Genomic DNA, 18,302 nt, shown 5'->3' with positions numbered 1-18,302 from the left:
GTGTTCGCCGGGAGGGTCAGCGGCGCGCGGCGGCTGTGAGGTGACGCCGAAGCAGCACCAGAGGGACGGCGCCGGCCAGCCCCAGGGCGCCCGGTGCCGCCACGGCCATCGCGTTGTCCAGGGAAGAGTAGCCCGAGGGGACGGACAGAACCGACCACCGGTTGATCGGCCAGGCCACGACGACGGCCCGGCCGACCACGCTGTCCTCGGAGACGGTGCCGCCGCCGGGACCGTTCATGTGGAAACGCGAGTCCTGGGAGTCCTGCCGGTGGTCACCCATGACCCACAGGCGTCCTTCCGGGATGTCGATCGGGCCGAACGGCCGGTCGTCGCACGCCGTGTTACCGGGGAAGATGAAATCCGTCTCCTGGACCGCCACGCCGTTGACGGTCACAGGACCGCCCTCCTGGCACTCCACCGTGTCCCCACCGACGGCGATGACGCGCTTGATGAGGTTCTGGTCCTCGGCGGACGGCATGAGACCGATCTGACTCAGCCCTTCCTGCACCGCCGGCCAGAAGCCGCCCTCGTCGGCGGGGGGCGGAAGCCACCCGCCCGGATCACGGAAGACGATGACCTCGCCGCGGTCGGGCGTCGCGCCGAACCAGGGGGTCAACTTGTCGACGAGTACCCGGTCCCCCCGCTGCAGGGTGTTCTGCATCGAGTCCGAGGGGATGGAGAAGGCCTGCAGGAGGAAGGTCTTGATCAGCAGAGCCAGCACGAGGGCGACGCCGATGAGGATCGGCAGTTCCTTCCAGAACGAACGGTTCTTCGTCCGTCCGCGCCCTTCCCGGCCGCCGTCCTCGCCCTCGCCGGGCTCGGCTGGTTCAGGTGTTCGACCGTCCATCTCACCGCTCTCGTCGGCCCCGTGCGCGTTCGGCTCGGGATCTCCCGTAGCCGGACGCCGCTCCGGTCCGTCGGCGCCCCCGGACCGTGCTCCGACTGCCACATCCCCCACATCGACTCCTCAGCGCTCGGCGACCTGCCCGAGGGACGGAACAGGCTCACAGGTTCACTCCCATAACGAGCGGGAGTTCCGCAGGGGTCGGGAGTTCTGTCTTTTCTTTCTGCCCCGGCCGCACGGTGCCGCAACGACTGCGCCGTGCGGCGACCGGCTACGGCTCGGGCACCGTGTCGAACACCCCCGAACCGCCGAGACGACCCCAGTGAGCATACGGCCAGGCGATGACCCCTGCCCTGCCGACCACCAGATCGACAGGCACCGAGCCCCCTGCCGGGCCATCGAGGTGGAACCGCGAGTCCGCCGAGTTCGACCGGTGGTCCCCCATGACGAAGACATGGTCCTGAGGCACCGTCACGTCGAACGGTATGGTCGACGGCTCATTGCCGGCATGCACGTACGGCTCCGCCACCGGCACGCCGTTGACCGTGACGCTGCCCGCCTCGTCGCAGCAGACGACGGAGTCCCCGCCCACCCCGACCACGCGCTTGATCAGGTCCTCGTCCTCCTTGGGCAACAGACCGATCCAGCTGAGAGCGGTCTTGAGCTCGCCGATGACAGGGGGGTCGCCGGCGCGGGGCGGTCCGCTCTCCGTCTCCAGCCAGCCGCCGGGGTCCTTGAAAACCACCACGTCGCCGCGGTCGGGCTCCCACCCGAACCAGGGCGTGAACTTGTTGACGAGCACCCGGTCGTCGACCTGGATCGTCGGCTCCATCGAGCCGGAGGGAATGACGAAGGCCTGTACCAGGAACGTCTTGATGAGCAGAGCTATCCCGAGCGCTATCCCGACGAGCATCGGTATCTCGCGGGTCGCGCGCAGCCTCCGCCGCCGTCTGATGCGCCGTGCGACTCGCCTGCGGGCGGCCCTGCCTCCGCCGAGGCGGTTGGGTGGCAGACCCCCGGTGCCCGGTTCCGGCTGGACGCGTGACGGTGGTGTGCCGCGCGGACGCCCGCGGCTACCCATCGGCCTGCCGCAGCCCTCCGGTGCGGGCCGGGGGCCAGACAACCGCCTCGGCCCGGCCGATCACCCGCTCCTCGGGCACCATGCCGCCGCCGGGAGAACCGAGGTGGTCGCGGGAGTCGCTGGAGTCGGACCGGTGGTCGCCCAGCACCCACAGCCGACCGGCCGGCACCGCCACGTCGAACCCGACACCCGACGGCTCGTCCCCGGGGTACAGGTACGGTTCGCGCACAGGGTCGCCGTTCACCGTGATCCGCCCGTCGTCGTCACAGCAGACGACTCGATCCCCGCCGATCCCGATCACCCGCTTGATGTAGTCGGTGTCCCCGGACGAGGCCAGTCCCAGGTACGCGCCCGCCGAGCGGGCGGCGCGCACCACGGGGCCGGGTTCGGACGTACCGTGAACGAACGAACCCGTTCCGTCGAACACCACGATATCGCCCCGCCGAATGTCGCCAAAGCGATAGGCAAGCTTGTTCACGACGACCCGGTCACCCACTCGGAGGGTGTTCTCCATGGAGCCGCTGGGGATGAGGAACGCCTGCATCACGAAGGCACTGGTCAGAGCGAAACCCGAGACCAGCGCCAGGAAGCAGGCGCCCCACACACGCCAGGAGCGCGACCGCCTCTCGCCGTCCTCCGGGGAGGAGGGAGAGGGGTCGCGCTCCTGGGGCGCTGCGTCGGAGTCGGTCACGTCGAGATCGTAACCGCACCGCTCGAACGAACGGCGCTCAGTTGTCGCGCTTCTCCTTGATCTTGGCGGCCTTGCCGCGCAGCTCACGGAGGTAGTACAGCTTGGCGCGGCGCACGTCGCCGCGGGTCACCAGCTCGATCTTCTCGACGACCGGGGTGTGCACCGGGAAGGTGCGCTCCACGCCGACGCCGAAGCTGACCTTGCGGACGGTGAAGGTCTCACGGACACCGGAGCCCTGGCGACGGATGACGACGCCCTTGAACTGCTGCACACGGGAGCGGCTGCCCTCGATGACTCGCACGTGCACGTTGACGGTGTCGCCCGGACGGAAGGCCGGGATGTCGCTGCGCAGCGATGCGGAGTCGACGCTGTCCAGAAGGTTCATGCTCTACTGCTCTCTTCGCCGATGCCACAGGTCAGCGGCGGAATCATGGTGACGGGTGGAGGGAGCGCCGGGGGCGCCTCGGCCGTCGCCGCGGTGTCGTTCCCCCTGTGGCAGGGTCACACGCCGGCGGACGGCAGCGGCTCATTCTTCCACGTCGGGTTCGGTTGGCCCAAATCGGCCGTCGGGCCCGGGCTCCCACCCGAGCTCGGCAAGGGTCGCGCGATCGGCGCGGTCGGTCGTGGTCGGGTCCGTCGCTCGGAGCAGCTCCGGACGGTTCCGCGCGGTGCGGCGCAGCGCCTCGTCCCTGCGCCAGCGGGCGATCCGCCCGTGATGCCCGCTGAGGAGAACCTCGGGAACCTCGCGGCCGCGCCAGTCGAGCGGCTTGGTGTAGACCGGGCCCTCGAGAAGCGAGGCCATGGCGCCGTCGGCGAAGGAGTCGTCGCGGTGGGACTCGGCGTTCCCGAGCACGCCGGGGAGCAGCCGGGCCACCGCTTCCACCATCACCAGGACAGGGGCCTCGCCACCGGCCAGTACGTAGTCACCGACGGAGAGCTCGCGCACCTCCACGCGCTCCGCGTAGGCGTCGATGACGCGCCGGTCGATTCCCTCGTAGCGTGCGGGCGTGAACACCAGCCACGGGGCGGTGGAGAGCTCCGCGGCCACGCGCTGCGTGAACGGAGTGCCGCTCGGGGTCGGCACCACGAGCACGGGGCGGGCAACAGCCGACGGCTCGGCGTCCGGCACCCCCGCGTCGGGAGCTCCTTCCGCCCCGCACCCGCCGATGATCTCGTCCAGCGCCTCGCCCCACGGCTCCGGCTTCATCACCATGCCGGGACCGCCGCCGTAAGGAGTGTCGTCCACGGTGCGGTGGCGGTCGTGCGCCCACTGCCGCAGGTCGTGCACGCGCACGTCGAGGAGCCCACTGCGCCGGGCCTTGCCGACGAGCGACACGTCCAGCGGCGACAGGTACTCGGGGAAGATCGTGATGACGTCGACCCGCATGACGTCAGCCCTCCTCGGCCACGTCGGGGTCCAGGAGCCCCGGGGGCGGCGTGACGACGGCCCGCTGACGCTCCATGTCGATCTCGGGCACGAACTCCGCGACGAACGGAATCATGACCTCGCTGCCGTCCGGGCGCTCGACGACGAGCAGATCCTGGGACGGCAGGTGCGCGACCTCCGTCACCCTGCCGACCGCGGCGCCGTCCGCGGTGACGACGTCGAGGTCGACCAGCTGGTGGTCGTAGAACTCCTCGGGGTCCTCCGGCCGCTCCTCCGGGTCCACCTCGGCGATGAGAAGCGTGTTCCGGAGCTCCTCGGCAGCGGTGCGGTCGTGCACGCCCTCGAAGTGCAGCAGCAGCCGGCCGCTGTGGACGCGGCCCGTCTCGACCGTGAGCGGGCCCCGCTCGGGCGGGTCCGTCATCAGCACCGCGCCCGGCCCGAGACGCAGTTCGGGTTCGTCGGTGCGGACCTCCACGGTCAGGTCTCCCTTGATGCCGTGGGCCCGTCCGATACGGGCGACGACTAGCTGCACTGCAGTGGTTCCTTTCTGTGCACGGTGCGCGCCCCGTGCGGATCGAGGGGCCGGTGCCGCGCCATGCGGATCTCCGGCTGACACGACCGCAGTCAGGGGCGTGGGAACGCGGCACGGGCCGGGGACGGCTCATGCCGTCCCCGGCCCGTGCCGGTACGCGAGATGTCAGCGGACCTCGTCCACGTCGACCAGGTCGACGCGGATGCCGCGACCGCCGAGCGCGCCCACGACCGTCCGCAGTGAACGGGCGGTGCGACCGTTGCGGCCGATCACCTTGCCGAGGTCATCCGGGTGAACCCGGACCTCGAGCACCTGTCCACGACGCTGGTTGCGTGAGGCGACCTGGACCTCGTCGGGATGTTCGACGATGCCCTTCACCAGGTGCTCGAGGGCCTCCTCGAGCATCCTCAGGCCTCGGCCGGCTCGGCCGCGGCCTCGTCGGCCTTCTTGTCCGACTTCTTCGCCTTCTGGGTGATGGCCTCGCCCTTGGGCTCGTCCGACCCTGCGGCCTCGAACGCGTAGCCCTGCTCGGACTTCGGCTCGGCGACCTTCATCGGCTCCGGCGCGGGCAGGCCCTTGAACTTCTGCCAGTCGCCGGTGACCTTCAGGATGGCAAGGACGGGCTCGGTCGGCTGAGCACCGACACCGAGCCAGTACTGCGCGCGCTCGCTGTCGACCTCGATCCGGGAGGGGTTCTGCACCGGGTGGTACAGACCGATCTCCTCGATCGCACGGCCGTCACGGCGGGTGCGGGAGTCGGCGACGATGATGCGGTAGTGAGGCGACCGGATCTTGCCCAGGCGCTTCAGCTTGATCTTGACTGCCACAGCTGTGGTGTCTCCTGTGTGATTGAGGTGGGTGCGCCGTCGGGCCGCGTGGGGTTGCGGGCGAGGCCCACCCGAGGACGCGCCGGACGGAGGCGAGAGGGTTCCTACTCGCCCGGCGAGTTCAGCTGGCCATTCTGCCACACCCGCTGTGCGCATCGTGCGCCAGGAGGACTGCCCCCGGTCGGCTGCAAGGAACCCTCGGAACCCGGCATCGGGAGGGGCGGGGAGAGCGACTGCCGACCGGTACCGGGGCGGGACGCGGTCGGCGGGATCAGGGCCGGGCTGCGCGGGAGCGGAACGGGCGCGTGCCGAGCGAGGGAAACAGCGGCGTGCCACGGCGGGGTGGCCGCCCGCGGTGCCGGCCAGGGGCACCCGGGCGCGTGGGCGCGTGGGGCGCGGCTGGGCCTGCCGGCGGGCTGGAGCACCGGCAGGCTGGGGCCATGGGACCGTCGGCTCCGCGCTACGTGGGGCGGGCGGAATGAGCTGAGGTCGAGCAGCCGGGAGCGGGTCGCTCACGCAGCGGCGACGACCGTCCCCGCGATGCGGAAAGGCTTGCCGCAGGCGCCGCAGACGATCGGGGCCTGGGCCAGCACCGACGGTACGACGCGGACGTTGCGGCCGCAGTCGCAGACGGCCTTGACTCTGACCCCACCGCCGGACGAGCCGTGCCGAGCAGCCGGACCGCGGAAACTTCGGGTGGTCTCCCCCGAGGTCGCGGCGGAGTGGGCGGAAAGCGCCCGGTGGAGCCGCTCCGCGGTCGCCCGGTAACGGCGCCGGGTCTCCGTGGTCATGGCGACCACGGAGAAGCCACTGCTGGGATGCGGATCGTGTGCATGGGTGAGGCCGAGCTCCTCGGCCACGGACAGGAAACGACGGTTGTGGTAGCGGCCGGCGCGCGAGGTGTCGCGAACGCCGCGGGCGGCGGCGATTCCGTGCACGGCCTCGTGCAGAAGGCGTTCGAAGGAGAGCTCCGATCCGCAGGCGGACGAGGACTCCCCGATCAGGGATTCGGGCGCTGCCAGGTTGGGGAGCTCCGGGTGGTGCCGCTGGATATCGGCCCACGCGAGCGCCAACTCGGCGGCGAGAACTGGTGGTGTCGTGCTCACGTCGGGACTAACGAGCAAGCCCACCAAGGTGTTCCGATTCCCGGCCAACTCTCCGAATCCGCACCGTGGCCTCGGCGGCGGATGGACCCGACGACCGGCCGAACGCTGCACCTCGCGGAGTGGGTGAACCGCAGGTCGGACACCCCGCGCGGGGCCGCCCACGGGGCGGCTCCGCCGCGCTCCGGGCTCGGAGTGCACGGTGGCCGACACGATCAGGCACCACGCACCCTCTCCGCGGGCACCTCTGGTCACTCGTTCGGCGCATTCGATGGCCCTCGATGCCACGCCACCGGTGCCCCGCCGCCCCTGGGCGGGCGTAGGCGCCGGAACGCGGCCGCCGGGACCTGGCCGCGGAGCGCCACCCCCGGTCGGACGGGGGCGCTCCCCCTTTCGTGGCACGCGTCACGGGCGGGTGCACGCCGTCCGCGACTCCTCGGAAGCACCGGGGAGGGCTCCTGCGTCGCGCCCCTCCGCGAGCCGGTTCCGGCGAGCCACCGTGCTCCCGGGAGGGCCGGTTGTGGGCCCTGGCCGCATCTGGACGACAGGAGCCGAGCGGAGTTTTCTGTCATACAGGACGAGGGGACATTCATCGGCCGACGGCCGCCGCACACCCGTCGATTGGGGCTCGGTCTTGACACCCACGCTGACTCACCACGACTCCCGCCGTGTCGACCGACGTGGCGGCAGCCCGACGACCCGGGCGCGCGACTGGGCGGAGATCCAGGAGCGGATGTTCGTCCCGCTCTACGACTCGGTGTACCGGGATGTCGGTGTCGGCCCCGGAACACGCCTGCTGGGGCTGGGCTGCGGTTCGGGGCTCGCCCTGCTCCGCGCCGCGTCGCTGGGGGCCGAGGTCACCGGCACCGACTCCGACGCCGACCTGCTGGGGATGGCTCGGCAGCGCCTCCTCCCGGCGCCTGAACAGGGCGGGCGTCGCTGGCCCGCGCACCTCGCCCCGGAGCTGTTGCCGGAAGCAGGGGCGGCACCGTTCACGCTGATCACCGCGTTCGGTGGTGCCCCGGACCCCGAGGTACTGCGCCGCGCGAGCGCATGGGCCGCGCCGGGGAGCAGCGTGGTGGTGGCGGGAGCCGGGGATCCCGGCGCCTTCGCTGCCACCATCACGGCCCACCTCGCGGGGCGGGGCGACGAGACGGGCCCGCTCGCGGACCCGTCGCCGGCCGCCCCGTTCGGGGCGACGGTCACGGAGGACGGCCGCCGCGAGTTGGAGGAACGGTGGCTGCTGGCTGTCGTGAAGGCTGCGGGGCTGCGGGGCCCGCGGATCGGCGTTGCCAACTGCCCGTTCGGCTACCCGGGCCTCGACGGGGCGCTGCGCGGCCTGCTCGCGTCAGGTGCGTTCGATGCGGCCATCAACACTGCGGGCGCGGATCAGGTGGTCAAGGAACTGGTGGAGGCCATCCGCCCGTGCGTGCGCGAGGACGGCACCGTCTGGCTCCCCAACCCGCTTCCCTACGTGGTGGCGAAGGTCTGAGGAGCGCCGCCGGCCACCCCACGCGCCGATGCGGCCCCGTGCGCGTCGATGCCGCCGGCCGAGGTCACGAGGACCGGGGCCGACGACCGCTCCGAGTCGGGTCCGCGCACGGGGCGCCGACGCGTACGGCGACACCGGCGGGCCGACCACCGCCCGACGGGGCGCGGGACCGGCCGCCCGGGCAGCTCGCGCTCCGCACGCCCGGACGGCCCGTCGCCCCGCCTACTTCTCGGGGGGAAGCATGTCCCGGAACTCCCTGGGAAGCTCGAAGTCCCCCGCGTCCTGCCCGGCGCCGGGAAGGCCGAAGGAACCGCTACCGGCCTTGCGCTCGGCGGCGGCCTGCTCGTCCGCCTTGCGCTTCATGGGGTTGCCACTGCGGCGCTTGCCCTTGGCCTTCTTCGGGGGCTGCTTGCCGCGCTTCTTGCCGGCGCCGCCCCCCATGCCCGGCATCCCCGGCATGCCGGGCATCCCCGGCATGCCCCCGCCCTGCGCCATCTTGGACATCATCTTGCGCGCCTCGAAGAAGCGCTCGACGAGGTTCTTGACGGCGCTGACGTCGACGCCCGAGCCCCGCGCGATACGTGCACGCCGCGACCCATTGATGATCTTGGGATCCTCGCGCTCGGCAGGCGTCATCGACTTGATGATCGCCGCGGTACGGTCGACGTCCCGCTCGTCGAGGTTGTTGATCTGGTCCCGCATCTGCCCCATGCCGGGCATCATGCCGAGCAGTTTCGAGATGGAGCCCATCTTGCGGACCTGCTCCATCTGGGCGAGGAAGTCGTCCAGCGTGAACTGCTTGGGGCCCTTCGACAGCTTCTCGGCGAGCTTCTCCGCCTCCTGCTGGCTGAAGGTCTGCTCGGCCTTCTCGATGAGGCTGAGGACATCGCCCATGCCCAGGATGCGGGACGCCATACGGTCCGGGTGGAAGGCGTCGAAGTCGTCGAGCCCCTCCCCGTTCGAGGCGAACATGATCTGCCGGCCCGTGATGTGTGCGACCGAGAGGGCCGCGCCGCCTCGAGCGTCACCGTCGAGCTTGGAGAGCACCACGCCGTCGAAGCCGACGCCGTCCCGGAAGGCCTCGGCAGTGGTGACGGCGTCCTGACCGATCATGGCGTCGACGACGAACAGCACCTCGTCGGGGCTGACGGCGTCACGGATGTCGGCCGCCTGCTGCATCAGCTCGGCGTCGATTCCGAGCCGCCCCGCGGTGTCGACGATCACGACGTCGTACTGCTTGTCCCGCGCGAAGGCGACGGAGTCGCGTGCGACAGCGACCGGGTCCCCGACTCCGTTGCCCGGCTCCGGCGCGAAGACGGCGACTCCGGCGCGTTCGGCGACCACGCCGAGCTGGTTCACGGCGTTGGGGCGCTGCAGGTCGCAGGCGACCAGCAGCGGGCTGTGGCCCTGGCCCCGCAGCCATTTCGCGAGCTTGCCGGCGAGGGTCGTCTTTCCCGCGCCCTGGAGGCCCGCCAGCATGATCACGGTCGGCGGGTTCTTGGCGAACCTCAGACGACGCGTCTCGCCACCGAGGATGCCCACGAGCTCCTCGTTGACGATCTTGATGACCTGCTGGGCGGGGTTGAGCGCCTTGGACACCTCGGAGCCGGCGGCTCGTTCCTTGACCTGCTTGATGAAGGCGCGCACCACCGGCAGCGCGACGTCCGCCTCCAGCAGCGCGATGCGAATCTCGCGGGCCGTGGCCTCGATGTCGGCCTCGGACAGGCGGCCCCGGCCTCGGAGGTTCTTGAACGTCGCACTGAGACGATCGGAAAGAGTGTCGAACACGGCGTCGCGGGTCCTCGAAGTCGGGGGGTTGGCTCTGACGCCACCAAGGGTATCCGCCCGCGCCGCGGGACGGTCACGAGCGGGCGACGGGGCGGGGTACGGAGCGCGGCGGGCGCGGGGCAGGGGGCGTTCGCCGCACGGCGGGACTTCCCGGGCCCTCGAGGGCGTTCGCCCGTCGCCGGAGCGCTCGGGGGCAGACGACGCGCCGGCCCCCGAGCGGCGGGGCGGACGACGGTTCTCCGGAACCGGGGGCACAGCCTGCACGGACGGGAGTCGGGAGGCGCGGTCAGCTCCGCAACGCCGCCTCCAGGCTCGCCACCACCTCCGCCCCCGCCTCAACGGTGAGGGGGCGGTCCGCCGTGTCGGTCAGGTAGAAGGAGTCGACCGCGTCGGCGCCCAGCGTGGCGACGTGGGCACTCCGCACCCGCACCCCCCGGCCCTCCAGTGCGTCGCCGATGCGGTACAGCAGGCCGGGGGCGTCGGGGGCACGCACCTCGAGCACGGTGGCGCGGCTTCCCGCAGAAACGATCTCGACCCGGGGCGGGGGCTGCTGCGGGTAGCGACGGCGCCGGGGACGGGTAGCGCGCTCGCGCTCCGCCAGGCGTTCCGCCACATCCAACGAGCCGTCCAGCGCACGCTGGACATCCGCGCGCAGCCGGTCGACCTCGGGGAGAGCCCCGTACACGGCCGCGACGCGCCACTGCATGAGCAGTGCGGTCCGCCCCTCGCCGAGGGCCAGGGCGCGGAGGGTGGCGGACCGCACCGTGAGGCGGTGAAGGGCAAGCACGCCCGCGACCGCCGGCAGCGCCCCGGGGCGGTCGGGCAGCGCCACCGTCAGGGCGACGCCCACGGGCTCGGCTTCGCCGTGCGCCGTGTCGTCCGGGTCGCCCCGTTCGGCGGACCCGTCGGGCGTTCCGGACCGCGGCGCCGCTTCCTGTCCGGACAGGAGGAGCACCGGAGCGGCCTGGGCGACCGCCGACCGCGCCAGCTGCTCGGCCTCGCCCGTCAGGTCCGGGGGCCACGGCGCCGGGTCACCCGACACCGGCGACGCGTCGTCCAGCTCGGCCCGGACCCGGGTGACGAGCTCGTCCACGAGGGAGGCGCGCCACCGGGACCAGGCCGCCGGTCCCGTGGCGAGGGCGTCCGACCGGGTCAGCGCATGGAGCAGTTCGAGGGTGCTCACGCTCCCCACCGCGTCCGCCACGCCGCGGACGGTGACCGGGTCATCGAGGTCGCGCCGGGTGGCGGTGTCGACGAGCAGCAGGTGGTGCCGTACCAGCGCGGCGAGCACCGCGGTGTCCTCCGGTCCGAAGCCGAGGCGGGTCGCCGTGTCGCGGGCGATGGTCTCGCCGACGACGCTGTGGTCCCCCGGCCATCCCTTGCCGATGTCGTGCAGCAGCGCCGCGACGAGCAGGAGGTCGGGGCGGTGCACGGTGCGCGTGAGGCCGGCGGCGTGCACGGCCGTCTCGACGAGGTGCCGGTCCACGGTCCACCGGTGGACCGGGTTGCGCTGCGGCCGACAGTGCACCCTCTCCCAGTCGGGCAGCAGCCGGGTGACGAGACCGACCGCGGTCATCGCCTCCCACACCGGCAGGAGGCCCCGCCCCGCGCCGAGGAGGGTGACGAACTCCTCCCGCGCCTCGGCGGGCCACGGGACCGGCAGCGGCGCGTCGGTCCCGGCGAGCCGCCGGAGCGACGGGAGCGCGAGCGGCAGCCCGGCCCGCGCGGCCGCCGCCGCGGCACGGAGCGGGAGCACCGGGTCCCGGTCGGGCCGCGCCGTCCGTGCGAGCGGGCGGCGGTGTGCCCCGTCCCGTGCCGTACGAGCCGGGAAGGGGGTCGGTGAGCGGGTCGTCGAGGGCGCCGATGGCCGCCGCGTAGTCGTCGGGGACCGGCGTGGCCGCCGGTGGTTCCCAGCCGCCGCCGTCGCCGTGGCCCGCCGCGGTCATCGCGGGCCCCCGGTCACGCCGCCCCCCGCCGTCGGCCGGTCACGCCGCGGTCCGGTCGCCCGGACGGTCGGCGGACCGGTGGCCGGGGCGCCCCACCACGGGGGCGAGCCCTGCGGAGCGGGCCGGTGCGTCGGTGTCACCGCAGACCGCGAGCCAGTTGGCGAGCATGCGGTGGCCGCCCTCGGTCAGCACCGACTCCGGGTGGAACTGCACGCCCTCGACGGCGAGCGTGCGGTGACGCAGCCCCATGACGACGCCGGGGGTGCCGTCGGCGCGCTCGGTGCGGGCCGTGACCTCGAACTCGGCGGGCACGGTGCCCTCCACGACGGCCAGTGAGTGGTAGCGGGTGACCGTCAGCGGGGACGGCAGCCCGGCGAAGACCCCGCTCCCGGAGTGCAGCACCGGTGAGGTCTTGCCGTGGAGCAGTTCGGGCGCACGGTCCACCACGCCGCCGTATGCGACGGCCATCGCCTGGAGACCGAGGCAGACTCCGAAGACCGGCACCCCGGTCGCGGCGCAGTGCCGCACCATCTCCACGCAGACACCGGCCTGTTCGGGGGCGCCCGGGCCGGGGGAGAGCAGCACCCCGTCGAAGCCGCCCTCCGCCACGTGCTCGGGCCGTACCGCGTCGTTGCGCAGCACCTCGCACTCGGCACCGAGTTGGTAGAGGTACTGGACCAGGTTGTAGACGAAGCTGTCGTAGTTGTCGACGACCAGCACGCGGGGAGCCATAGTCGGAGTGTTCCTCATTCCTGTTCCTCGGTCGTCATCCCTCGACGGTGACGTCGTTGAACGGCAGCAGCGGTTCGGCCCAGGGGAAGACGACGGTGAAGAGCAGGTAGACCGCGCCGACGATCAGGACCAGTGAGATCAGGGACCGCACCAGGGTGTTGCCCGGCAGGTGCCGCCAGATCCAGCCGTACATGGTGGAGGGTTCCCTCTCTGTCTTCCTCGGGCGCGTGGCCCTGCCGCGGGCCGCCCCGCCGGCCGCTGCGCGTGGCCGTGCGAGCCCAAGCGTACGACGCGGTGCCGGGCCGCCGGTCGGCATCGCGGTTTTGGGGCGCGATCCGGCCGGGCGCGGTCACTCCACGGGGGTGGCGTGCTGCAGCTCGGTCGATCCGGTGTAGCCGGGGAGGGTGACGGCGGAGCGCTGGTCGACCTGCCAACCGAGCCCGTACGCCTCGACGTACAGCTGGTACAGCTCGATCGCGGGGGAGGTGTCCAGCGCCTCGCGGAGCCGGTCGGTGTCGCCGACGGCGGTGACGACGTACGGCGGGGAGTAGAGCTGCCCCTGGAGGATCAGGGTGTTGCCGACGCACCGCACGGCGCTGGTGGAGATCAGCCGCTGGTCCATGACCTGGATCCCCTCGGCGCCGCCGGCCCACAGGGCGTTGACGACGGCCTGGAGGTCCTGCTGGTGGATGACCAGGTCGTCGGGGCGGGGGTCGCGGACGTCCGGGAGCAGCGGCACGGCGTCCGGGGGCGCGTCGGTGAGGGTGACGGTGAGGCCGTCGCCGGTGATCTCCTCCAGCCCGGCCTCGGCCTCCTGCGCGGCGAGCCGCTCGGAGCCGGCGGGGTCGGCGCCCGCGTCGCGTTCACGCAGCTGCTGCACCTCGGTGCGGAGCTGGGCGGCGGTCGCCTCCAGTCGCGCGTTCTCGCGGCCGCGGTCGCGTATGAGGTCCGACATCTGGAGCAGCGAGTCGTCCGTGCGGATGTTGGAGCCGCCGGAGACGCTGAAACTGGTCCAGAAGATCAGTCCGGCCAGCATGAAGACACCGATGGTGCCCAACCGCGCCGGGCGGAAGCGGAAGTCCCCCACCGCACCCTGCTCCCTTCATCGACACTTCACGCACTACGCTATCCGAACATCCCGCACCGTGTTCTGCTGTGTGACCGCAGCGCGTAGACAGGAGAGGCTCTCGTGCCGAAGTCCCGGATCCGGAAGAAGAAGGACGGCTCCGCCGCGAAGCCCGAGAAGCAGCAGATCGGCGAGCGGAAGCTCGCGGGTGACGCCAAGGGCGACAAGGGCGACAAGAGCGACCAGAAGGTCGATCGGAAGAAGCCGCAGAAGATCGACATGCGGACCGGTGGCGGTGTGCGCCGCTGGGTGGCGCCGCTGATGCTGGCGCTGTTCGTCATCGGTCTGCTGTGGATCGTCGTCTACTACGTCGCCGAGGGCGATCTGCCGATCGGTGCGATCGGTGCCTGGAACATCGTCGTCGGGTTCGGCTTCATCGGCGCCGGCTTCGTGGTTTCCACGCAGTGGAAATAACGGCGCCGAGTTATCCACAGGATGATCGAAGATCACAAAAGCTGTGGATAACTCGGCGGTAGCAGGGAGGTCGCGGCGCCGCCAGTGCGGCGCCGCACCCGTGTTCGCCTGCGGAAATGTCACTCGAACGCAGGTTCGGGGGGTGTGTCCACAGGAGTTGACGAATCGCGCACCGGCTGTGGATAACCAGGTACCCCAGGGTGGTGACCGCAGGTCGCGCCGCGCGTCGTGCTCGTCCCCGGGCACCGCCGCACGAGCCGCCGCGCCGCGCGGCCGTCAGGTCAGCTGGAGGGTGCGCGCCACGCATACGCCGACCAGCACCAGCAGCACCAGGACGCAGACGCCCACCTGGTACGCGGTCCGGTTGCGTCGCGGCGCGTGCACCATCCCGTAGGCGATCGCGGCACCCGCCACCAACCCGCCGAGGTGCGCCTGCCAGGCGATGTTCAGCCCCGGCAGGAAGGTGATCACCAGGTTGACGGCGAGCAGCACCAGGACCGGCCGCATGTCGTAGCGCAGCTTGCGCAGCAGCACGGCCAGCGCTCCGAAGAGTCCGAAGACCGCGCCTGAGGCACCCAGCGAGAACTGGTTCTGCGCCGCCAGCGCGAACGAGGCCGTGGAGCCGGCCAGCGCCGAGATCAGGTACAGCGCCAGGAACCGTCCGCGGCCGAGCGCCGCCTCCAGGTTCGGCCCGAGGAACCAGAGCGCGAACATGTTGAAGGCGATGTGGAAGATCGCCTGGTGCATGAAGGCCGAGGTCAGCAGCCGGTACCACTCGCCGGTCGCGACACCCATGAGCTCCGGCGACCCGGGCGCCCAGGCGTACCCGAGCATCGCGAAGTCGCGGATCAGGCCGAACTCGCCGCCGCCCAGGTACTCGCTCGCCTTGAGCCCGACGAAGACGGCGAGGTTGACACCGATCAGGCACAGCGTGACCAGCCTGGTGTCGGTGCGCAGCCGCCCCCCGGCGATCGTGCGCGGCTGGGTGGCCGCCTGCTCGGCGGCTCCCTGCCGGACGCACTCGGGGCACTGGTAGCCGACCGCCGCGTCGATCATGCAGTCCGGACAGATCGGCCGTTCGCAGCGGGTGCAGTGGATGCCGGTGTCCCGCTCCGGGTGGCGGAAGCAGGCGCTCAGGCCGGGCTGCCGCTCGTGCTGCGTCATGGTGTCCTCTCGCCGCCGTGGCCGCGCGGCGCGGCCCTGAGGGGTCTTCCCCGCGGGGAGCCGGGCACACGCCGGCCCCCTGAATCCTACGGATCAGGGGGCCGGATGGTTCCCGAACGGCGCCCGGCGACCGGGGCCGGCGGTGGTGCCGGACTCAGCCGTCGCGGCGCTCGATGGTGACGGACTCCACCACGACGTCCTGCAGCGGACGGTCGGTGCGGGCGTCGGTCGCCGTGCCGGCGATCGCGTCGACGACCTTGCGGCCCTCGGCGTCGGTCACCTCGCCGAAGATGGTGTGCTTGCCGGTGAGCCAGGTGGTGGCGCCGACGGTGATGAAGAACTGCGAGCCGTTGGTGCCCGGGCCGGCGTTGGCCATGGCGAGCAGGTACGGCTTGGTGAAGGCGAGATCGGGGTGGATCTCGTCACCGAACTCGTAGCCGGGACCGCCGGTGCCGTTGCCCAGGGGGTCGCCGCCCTGGATCATGAAGCCGCTGATGACACGGTGGAAGACCGTGCCGTCGTAGAGCTTCGTGGCGGCCTGCTCGCCCGTGGCCGGGTTGGTCCACTTGCGGGTGCCCTCCGCGAGTTCCACGAAGTTCTTCACCGTCTTCGGCGCGTGGTTCGGGAAGAGCTGGACCTCGATGGGGCCATGATTGGTCTTCAGGGTCGCGAAGAGCTGCTCGGCCACGTTGTACCTTCCGTCGTCCTTGGGCTGACCGTGCATGATCCTCCCATGCCCGCGCGACACGCGGTGCCCCGGATGCCCGTTTCGCGTGCCTGAGCCGGTCTCACCCGGCATGATTTGCGTACGAGTGGACAGGCGGCACAGCGGTGCCAGGCGTCTGTTGAGACTGCTGGATGACCGCACGATGACCGCAACAGCGAACCACCGACAGGAGGGTCTGTCCCGTGAACCGCAAAGAACGCGTGCGCGCCGCCGGCGACAACGCGAGGGAGACCGCGCGTCACGCGGCGGACGTGGTGGGGCCCTACGCCGCCTCCGCCCGGGAGTCCGCGTCGCAGTACGCACACGAAGCGGGCGCCTACCTGAAGCCCCGTGCCCGCAAGGCGGCCTCCGCCGCCCGTGAGAACTACGCCTCCCACGTCGTCCCGCGGCTGGAGCAGGCCCGCCAGTCGCTCCCCGAGGGCGTCGACGAGGCCGCCGGCCGTGCCGCCGACCGCACCCGCGGCGTGGCCCGCAAGGCCCGCGCCGCCGCGGCACCGCGGCTGGAGCAGGCCCGTGCCGCCGCCGGACCCGCCGCCGAGAAGGCCGCCGCGCGGTCCGCCGCCGCCTACGCCGGTCTCCGGGGCGACCTCTCCGCGAAGGACGTCCGCAAGGCCGTCCGGCGCCGTCGCCGCCGCGCCGCGGCCTGGACGACCACCAAGTGGGTCGGTGTCGCCGGTGTGATCGCCGGTGGCGCCTACGTGGCGTGGCGCTGGTGGGACCAGCAGGCAACCCCGCGACCCAGGTCGCCACCAGCGCCGCCGTGGTGGTGCGGGAGTCCGCCGAGGGCTCCGGCTACGTCTCGCGCGGCGGGCACAAACTCGCGGGCGCCCTCGCCGCGTTCGCCCCGACCGGGCTCCGGGTCCTTGGCCGCCGCGCGCTGGACGCGGGCGCGTCCACGGGCGGGTTCACCGACGTGCTGCTGCGCTCCGGCGCCGCCCACGTCGTCGCCGTCGACGTCGGCTACGGCCAACTCGCCTGGTCGCTGCGGAACGACGCACGCGTCACCGTCCGGGACCGCACCAACGTCCGGGAACTGACCCCGGCGCACCTCGACGACCGACCCGCTGAACTGATCACCGGTGACCTGTCGTTCATCGCGCTGACCACCGTGCTGCCCGCCCTCGCCCGCTGCGCCGCCACCGACGCCGACCTGGTGCTCATGGTGAAGCCGCAGTTCGAGGCGGACCGTTCGCGGCTCGACGGCGGAGTGGTGCGCGATCCTGCGGTCCGTGCCGCCACCGTCCGGGCCGTGGCGGCACGCGGGTGGGAGCTCGGGCTGGGCACCGCCGGCGTCACGGCCAGCCCGCTGCCCGGCCCTTCGGGGAACGTCGAGTATTTTCTGTGGCTGCGCGCCGGTGCGCCCCAGGCGGACCCGGCCGACATCGACCGCGCCGTGACGGAGGGCCCCCAGTGACCACGACCGACCGCGCCGTTCTCCTGCTGGCCCACACCGGGCGGCCCGCGGCCGTCCGCAGCGCCGAGCTGCTCGTGCGGGGACTCGTCGCCCACGGACTGCGGGTCCGCGTCCTCGCCGACGAGGCCCCCGACCTGCCGCTGCCCGACGGCGTTGACCGGGTCACCGCCGGGCCCGAGGCCGCCGACGGCTGCGAACTCCTCGTCGTCCTCGGCGGCGACGGCACCCTGCTGCGCGGCGCCGAGCTCGCCCACGCGACCGGCGTCCCGATGCTCGGCGTCAACCTCGGCCGGATCGGCTTCCTCGCCGAGGCCGAACGCGACGACCTCGACCAGGTCGTCAGCCGGGTCGTGCGCCGTGACTACGACGTCGAGGAGCGCATGACCATCGACGTGACCGTCTACAGCGACGGCACCGCCGCCGGTCGACCCGTGCACACCGACTGGGCGCTCAACGAGGCCTCGGTCGAGAAGGTCTCCCGGGAGCGGATGCTGGAGGTCGTCACCGAGGTCGACGGCCGGCCCGTCTCCCGGTTCGGCGGCGACGGTGTCGTCTGCGCCACCCCGACCGGTTCCACTGCCTATGCCTTCTCCGCCGGCGGCCCGGTGGTCTGGCCCGAGGTCGAGGCGCTGCTGATGGTCCCCATCAGCGCGCACGCGCTCTTCGCCAAACCGCTGGTGACCGCGCCCGCTTCCGTCCTGGCGGTCGAGGTCCAGCCGCGGACGCCCCACGGCGTGCTGTGGTGCGACGGACGCCGCAGCTTCGACCTGCCCGCGGGGGCGCGCGTCGAGGTGCGGCGGGGCCGGTTGCCCGTGCGCCTCGCCCGCCTGCACCGGGCGCCCTTCACCGACCGGCTCGTCGCCAAGTTCGCCCTGCCGGTGGCCGGTTGGCGCGGCGCCTCCCGCTGAACCCCTCCGCTGTCCGGTGACCCGACCGCACCGGCCCGCGCGGGGGCGGCGCCCGGCGACACGCGCGGGTGAAAACCGGGATCGCCGCGGTCGTCGCGACCGCCGTGGCGCGGCGCTGCCGCGCGC

General features: G+C 72.5%; 18 protein-coding genes and 3 pseudogenes. 5 read left to right on the top strand and 16 right to left on the bottom strand.

The genetic code is table 11. The features are described 5' to 3' along the window. Window positions 1–16 precede the first annotated feature (16 nt). The 9 genes from lepB (HCN52_RS02745) to HCN52_RS02705 form a co-directional block, all read right to left on the bottom strand. Window positions 17–949 (bottom strand): signal peptidase I, encoded by a 933-nt coding sequence (lepB, locus tag HCN52_RS02745; protein WP_168086725.1) that lies wholly within the window; start codon window positions 947–949, stop codon window positions 17–19. A 166-nt stretch (window positions 950–1,115) separates the two neighbouring features. After that, a complete protein-coding gene (lepB, locus tag HCN52_RS25145; RefSeq protein ID WP_245174827.1) occupies window positions 1,116–1,757 on the bottom strand; it encodes a signal peptidase I in 642 nt (213 codons plus the stop codon). A gap of 160 nt (window positions 1,758–1,917) precedes the next feature. Beyond that, on the bottom strand, window positions 1,918–2,616 hold the full coding sequence (gene lepB / locus HCN52_RS02735) for a signal peptidase I (protein WP_168086724.1): 699 nt from the start codon (window positions 2,614–2,616) through the stop codon (window positions 1,918–1,920). A gap of 37 nt (window positions 2,617–2,653) precedes the next feature. After that, the gene (gene rplS / locus HCN52_RS02730; RefSeq protein ID WP_168086723.1) at window positions 2,654–3,001 is read right to left on the bottom strand and encodes a 50S ribosomal protein L19; all 348 of its coding nucleotides are present in this window, start codon (window positions 2,999–3,001) and stop codon (window positions 2,654–2,656) included. Between the two features lie 141 nt (window positions 3,002–3,142). Beyond that, window positions 3,143–4,003, bottom strand: a complete 861-nt coding sequence (trmD, locus tag HCN52_RS02725) for a tRNA (guanosine(37)-N1)-methyltransferase TrmD (RefSeq protein ID WP_168086722.1) — start codon at window positions 4,001–4,003, stop codon at window positions 3,143–3,145. A gap of 4 nt (window positions 4,004–4,007) precedes the next feature. Beyond that, window positions 4,008–4,535 carry a ribosome maturation factor RimM gene (rimM, locus tag HCN52_RS02720; RefSeq protein ID WP_168086721.1) on the bottom strand — a complete coding sequence of 176 codons (528 nt, stop codon included), beginning with the start codon at window positions 4,533–4,535 and terminating at the stop codon, window positions 4,008–4,010. A 165-nt stretch (window positions 4,536–4,700) separates the two neighbouring features. Then, the gene (locus HCN52_RS02715; protein ID WP_130796141.1) at window positions 4,701–4,940 is read right to left on the bottom strand and encodes an RNA-binding protein; all 240 of its coding nucleotides are present in this window, start codon (window positions 4,938–4,940) and stop codon (window positions 4,701–4,703) included. Window positions 4,941–4,942: 2 nt separating this feature from the next. Next, window positions 4,943–5,362: a 30S ribosomal protein S16 gene (rpsP, locus tag HCN52_RS02710; protein WP_167967846.1), complete on the bottom strand. Its 420-nt coding sequence runs from the start codon at window positions 5,360–5,362 to the stop codon at window positions 4,943–4,945. A 512-nt stretch (window positions 5,363–5,874) separates the two neighbouring features. Next, window positions 5,875–6,468: a hypothetical protein gene (locus tag HCN52_RS02705; protein ID WP_168086720.1), complete on the bottom strand. Its 594-nt coding sequence runs from the start codon at window positions 6,466–6,468 to the stop codon at window positions 5,875–5,877. 631 nt (window positions 6,469–7,099) lie between these two features. Here HCN52_RS02705 and HCN52_RS02700 point away from each other — a divergent pair. Next, window positions 7,100–7,957, top strand: coding sequence for a class I SAM-dependent methyltransferase (locus HCN52_RS02700; protein ID WP_245174826.1), 858 nt, complete (start codon window positions 7,100–7,102; stop codon window positions 7,955–7,957). A 222-nt stretch (window positions 7,958–8,179) separates the two neighbouring features. Here HCN52_RS02700 and ffh read toward each other — a convergent pair whose 3' ends face one another. The 5 genes and pseudogenes from ffh to HCN52_RS02675 all read right to left on the bottom strand — a co-directional run bounded on the left by ffh (window position 8,180) and on the right by HCN52_RS02675 (window position 13,459). Beyond that, window positions 8,180–9,745 (bottom strand): signal recognition particle protein, encoded by a 1,566-nt coding sequence (gene ffh, locus HCN52_RS02695; protein ID WP_168086718.1) that lies wholly within the window; start codon window positions 9,743–9,745, stop codon window positions 8,180–8,182. 286 nt (window positions 9,746–10,031) lie between these two features. After that, a pseudogene (locus HCN52_RS02690) lies at window positions 10,032–11,612 on the bottom strand (ACT domain-containing protein); the annotation flags it as partial. Between the two features lie 118 nt (window positions 11,613–11,730). Beyond that, window positions 11,731–12,423, bottom strand: a complete 693-nt coding sequence (locus tag HCN52_RS02685) for an aminodeoxychorismate/anthranilate synthase component II (RefSeq protein ID WP_168086716.1) — start codon at window positions 12,421–12,423, stop codon at window positions 11,731–11,733. 34 nt (window positions 12,424–12,457) lie between these two features. Beyond that, complete coding sequence (locus HCN52_RS02680; RefSeq protein WP_168086714.1) at window positions 12,458–12,616, bottom strand: hypothetical protein; 159 nt, start codon at window positions 12,614–12,616, stop codon at window positions 12,458–12,460. A gap of 156 nt (window positions 12,617–12,772) precedes the next feature. Further along, entirely contained in the window at window positions 12,773–13,459 is a 687-nt protein-coding gene (locus HCN52_RS02675) for a DUF881 domain-containing protein (RefSeq protein WP_168086746.1), read from the bottom strand. A gap of 153 nt (window positions 13,460–13,612) precedes the next feature. Between HCN52_RS02675 and HCN52_RS26065 the strand changes: the two genes are divergently transcribed. Next, a complete protein-coding gene (locus tag HCN52_RS26065; protein WP_168086712.1) occupies window positions 13,613–13,963 on the top strand; it encodes a cell division protein CrgA in 351 nt (116 codons plus the stop codon). A gap of 276 nt (window positions 13,964–14,239) precedes the next feature. Here the strand turns inward: HCN52_RS26065 and HCN52_RS02665 are convergent, their stop codons facing one another. Together HCN52_RS02665 and HCN52_RS02660 are read right to left on the bottom strand one after the other, a co-directional pair. Beyond that, on the bottom strand, window positions 14,240–15,127 hold the full coding sequence (locus HCN52_RS02665; protein WP_168086711.1) for a rhomboid family intramembrane serine protease: 888 nt from the start codon (window positions 15,125–15,127) through the stop codon (window positions 14,240–14,242). A gap of 154 nt (window positions 15,128–15,281) precedes the next feature. After that, window positions 15,282–15,815: a peptidylprolyl isomerase gene (locus HCN52_RS02660; protein WP_167974393.1), complete on the bottom strand. Its 534-nt coding sequence runs from the start codon at window positions 15,813–15,815 to the stop codon at window positions 15,282–15,284. Window positions 15,816–16,036: 221 nt separating this feature from the next. Here HCN52_RS02660 and HCN52_RS26330 point away from each other — a divergent pair. The 3 genes and pseudogenes from HCN52_RS26330 to HCN52_RS02650 form a co-directional block, all read left to right on the top strand. Continuing rightward, a pseudogene (locus HCN52_RS26330) lies at window positions 16,037–16,531 on the top strand (DUF5324 family protein); the annotation flags it as partial. A gap of 44 nt (window positions 16,532–16,575) precedes the next feature. Continuing rightward, window positions 16,576–17,268: pseudogene (locus HCN52_RS25140) on the top strand (TlyA family RNA methyltransferase); the annotation flags it as partial. Beyond that, window positions 17,265–18,176: an NAD kinase gene (locus HCN52_RS02650; RefSeq protein ID WP_168086710.1), complete on the top strand. Its 912-nt coding sequence runs from the start codon at window positions 17,265–17,267 to the stop codon at window positions 18,174–18,176. The pseudogene HCN52_RS25140 and the gene HCN52_RS02650, both read left to right, overlap by 4 nt. Window positions 18,177–18,302 lie beyond the last annotated feature (126 nt).

The sequence above is a fragment of the Streptomyces bohaiensis genome (genome assembly GCF_012033785.1).
GTDB classification, from domain to species: Bacteria; Actinomycetota; Actinomycetes; order Streptomycetales; family Streptomycetaceae; genus Streptomyces; species Streptomyces bohaiensis.
Note: the sequence above shows the minus strand (reverse complement) of the source record. Positions and strands in the feature narration are given on the sequence as shown.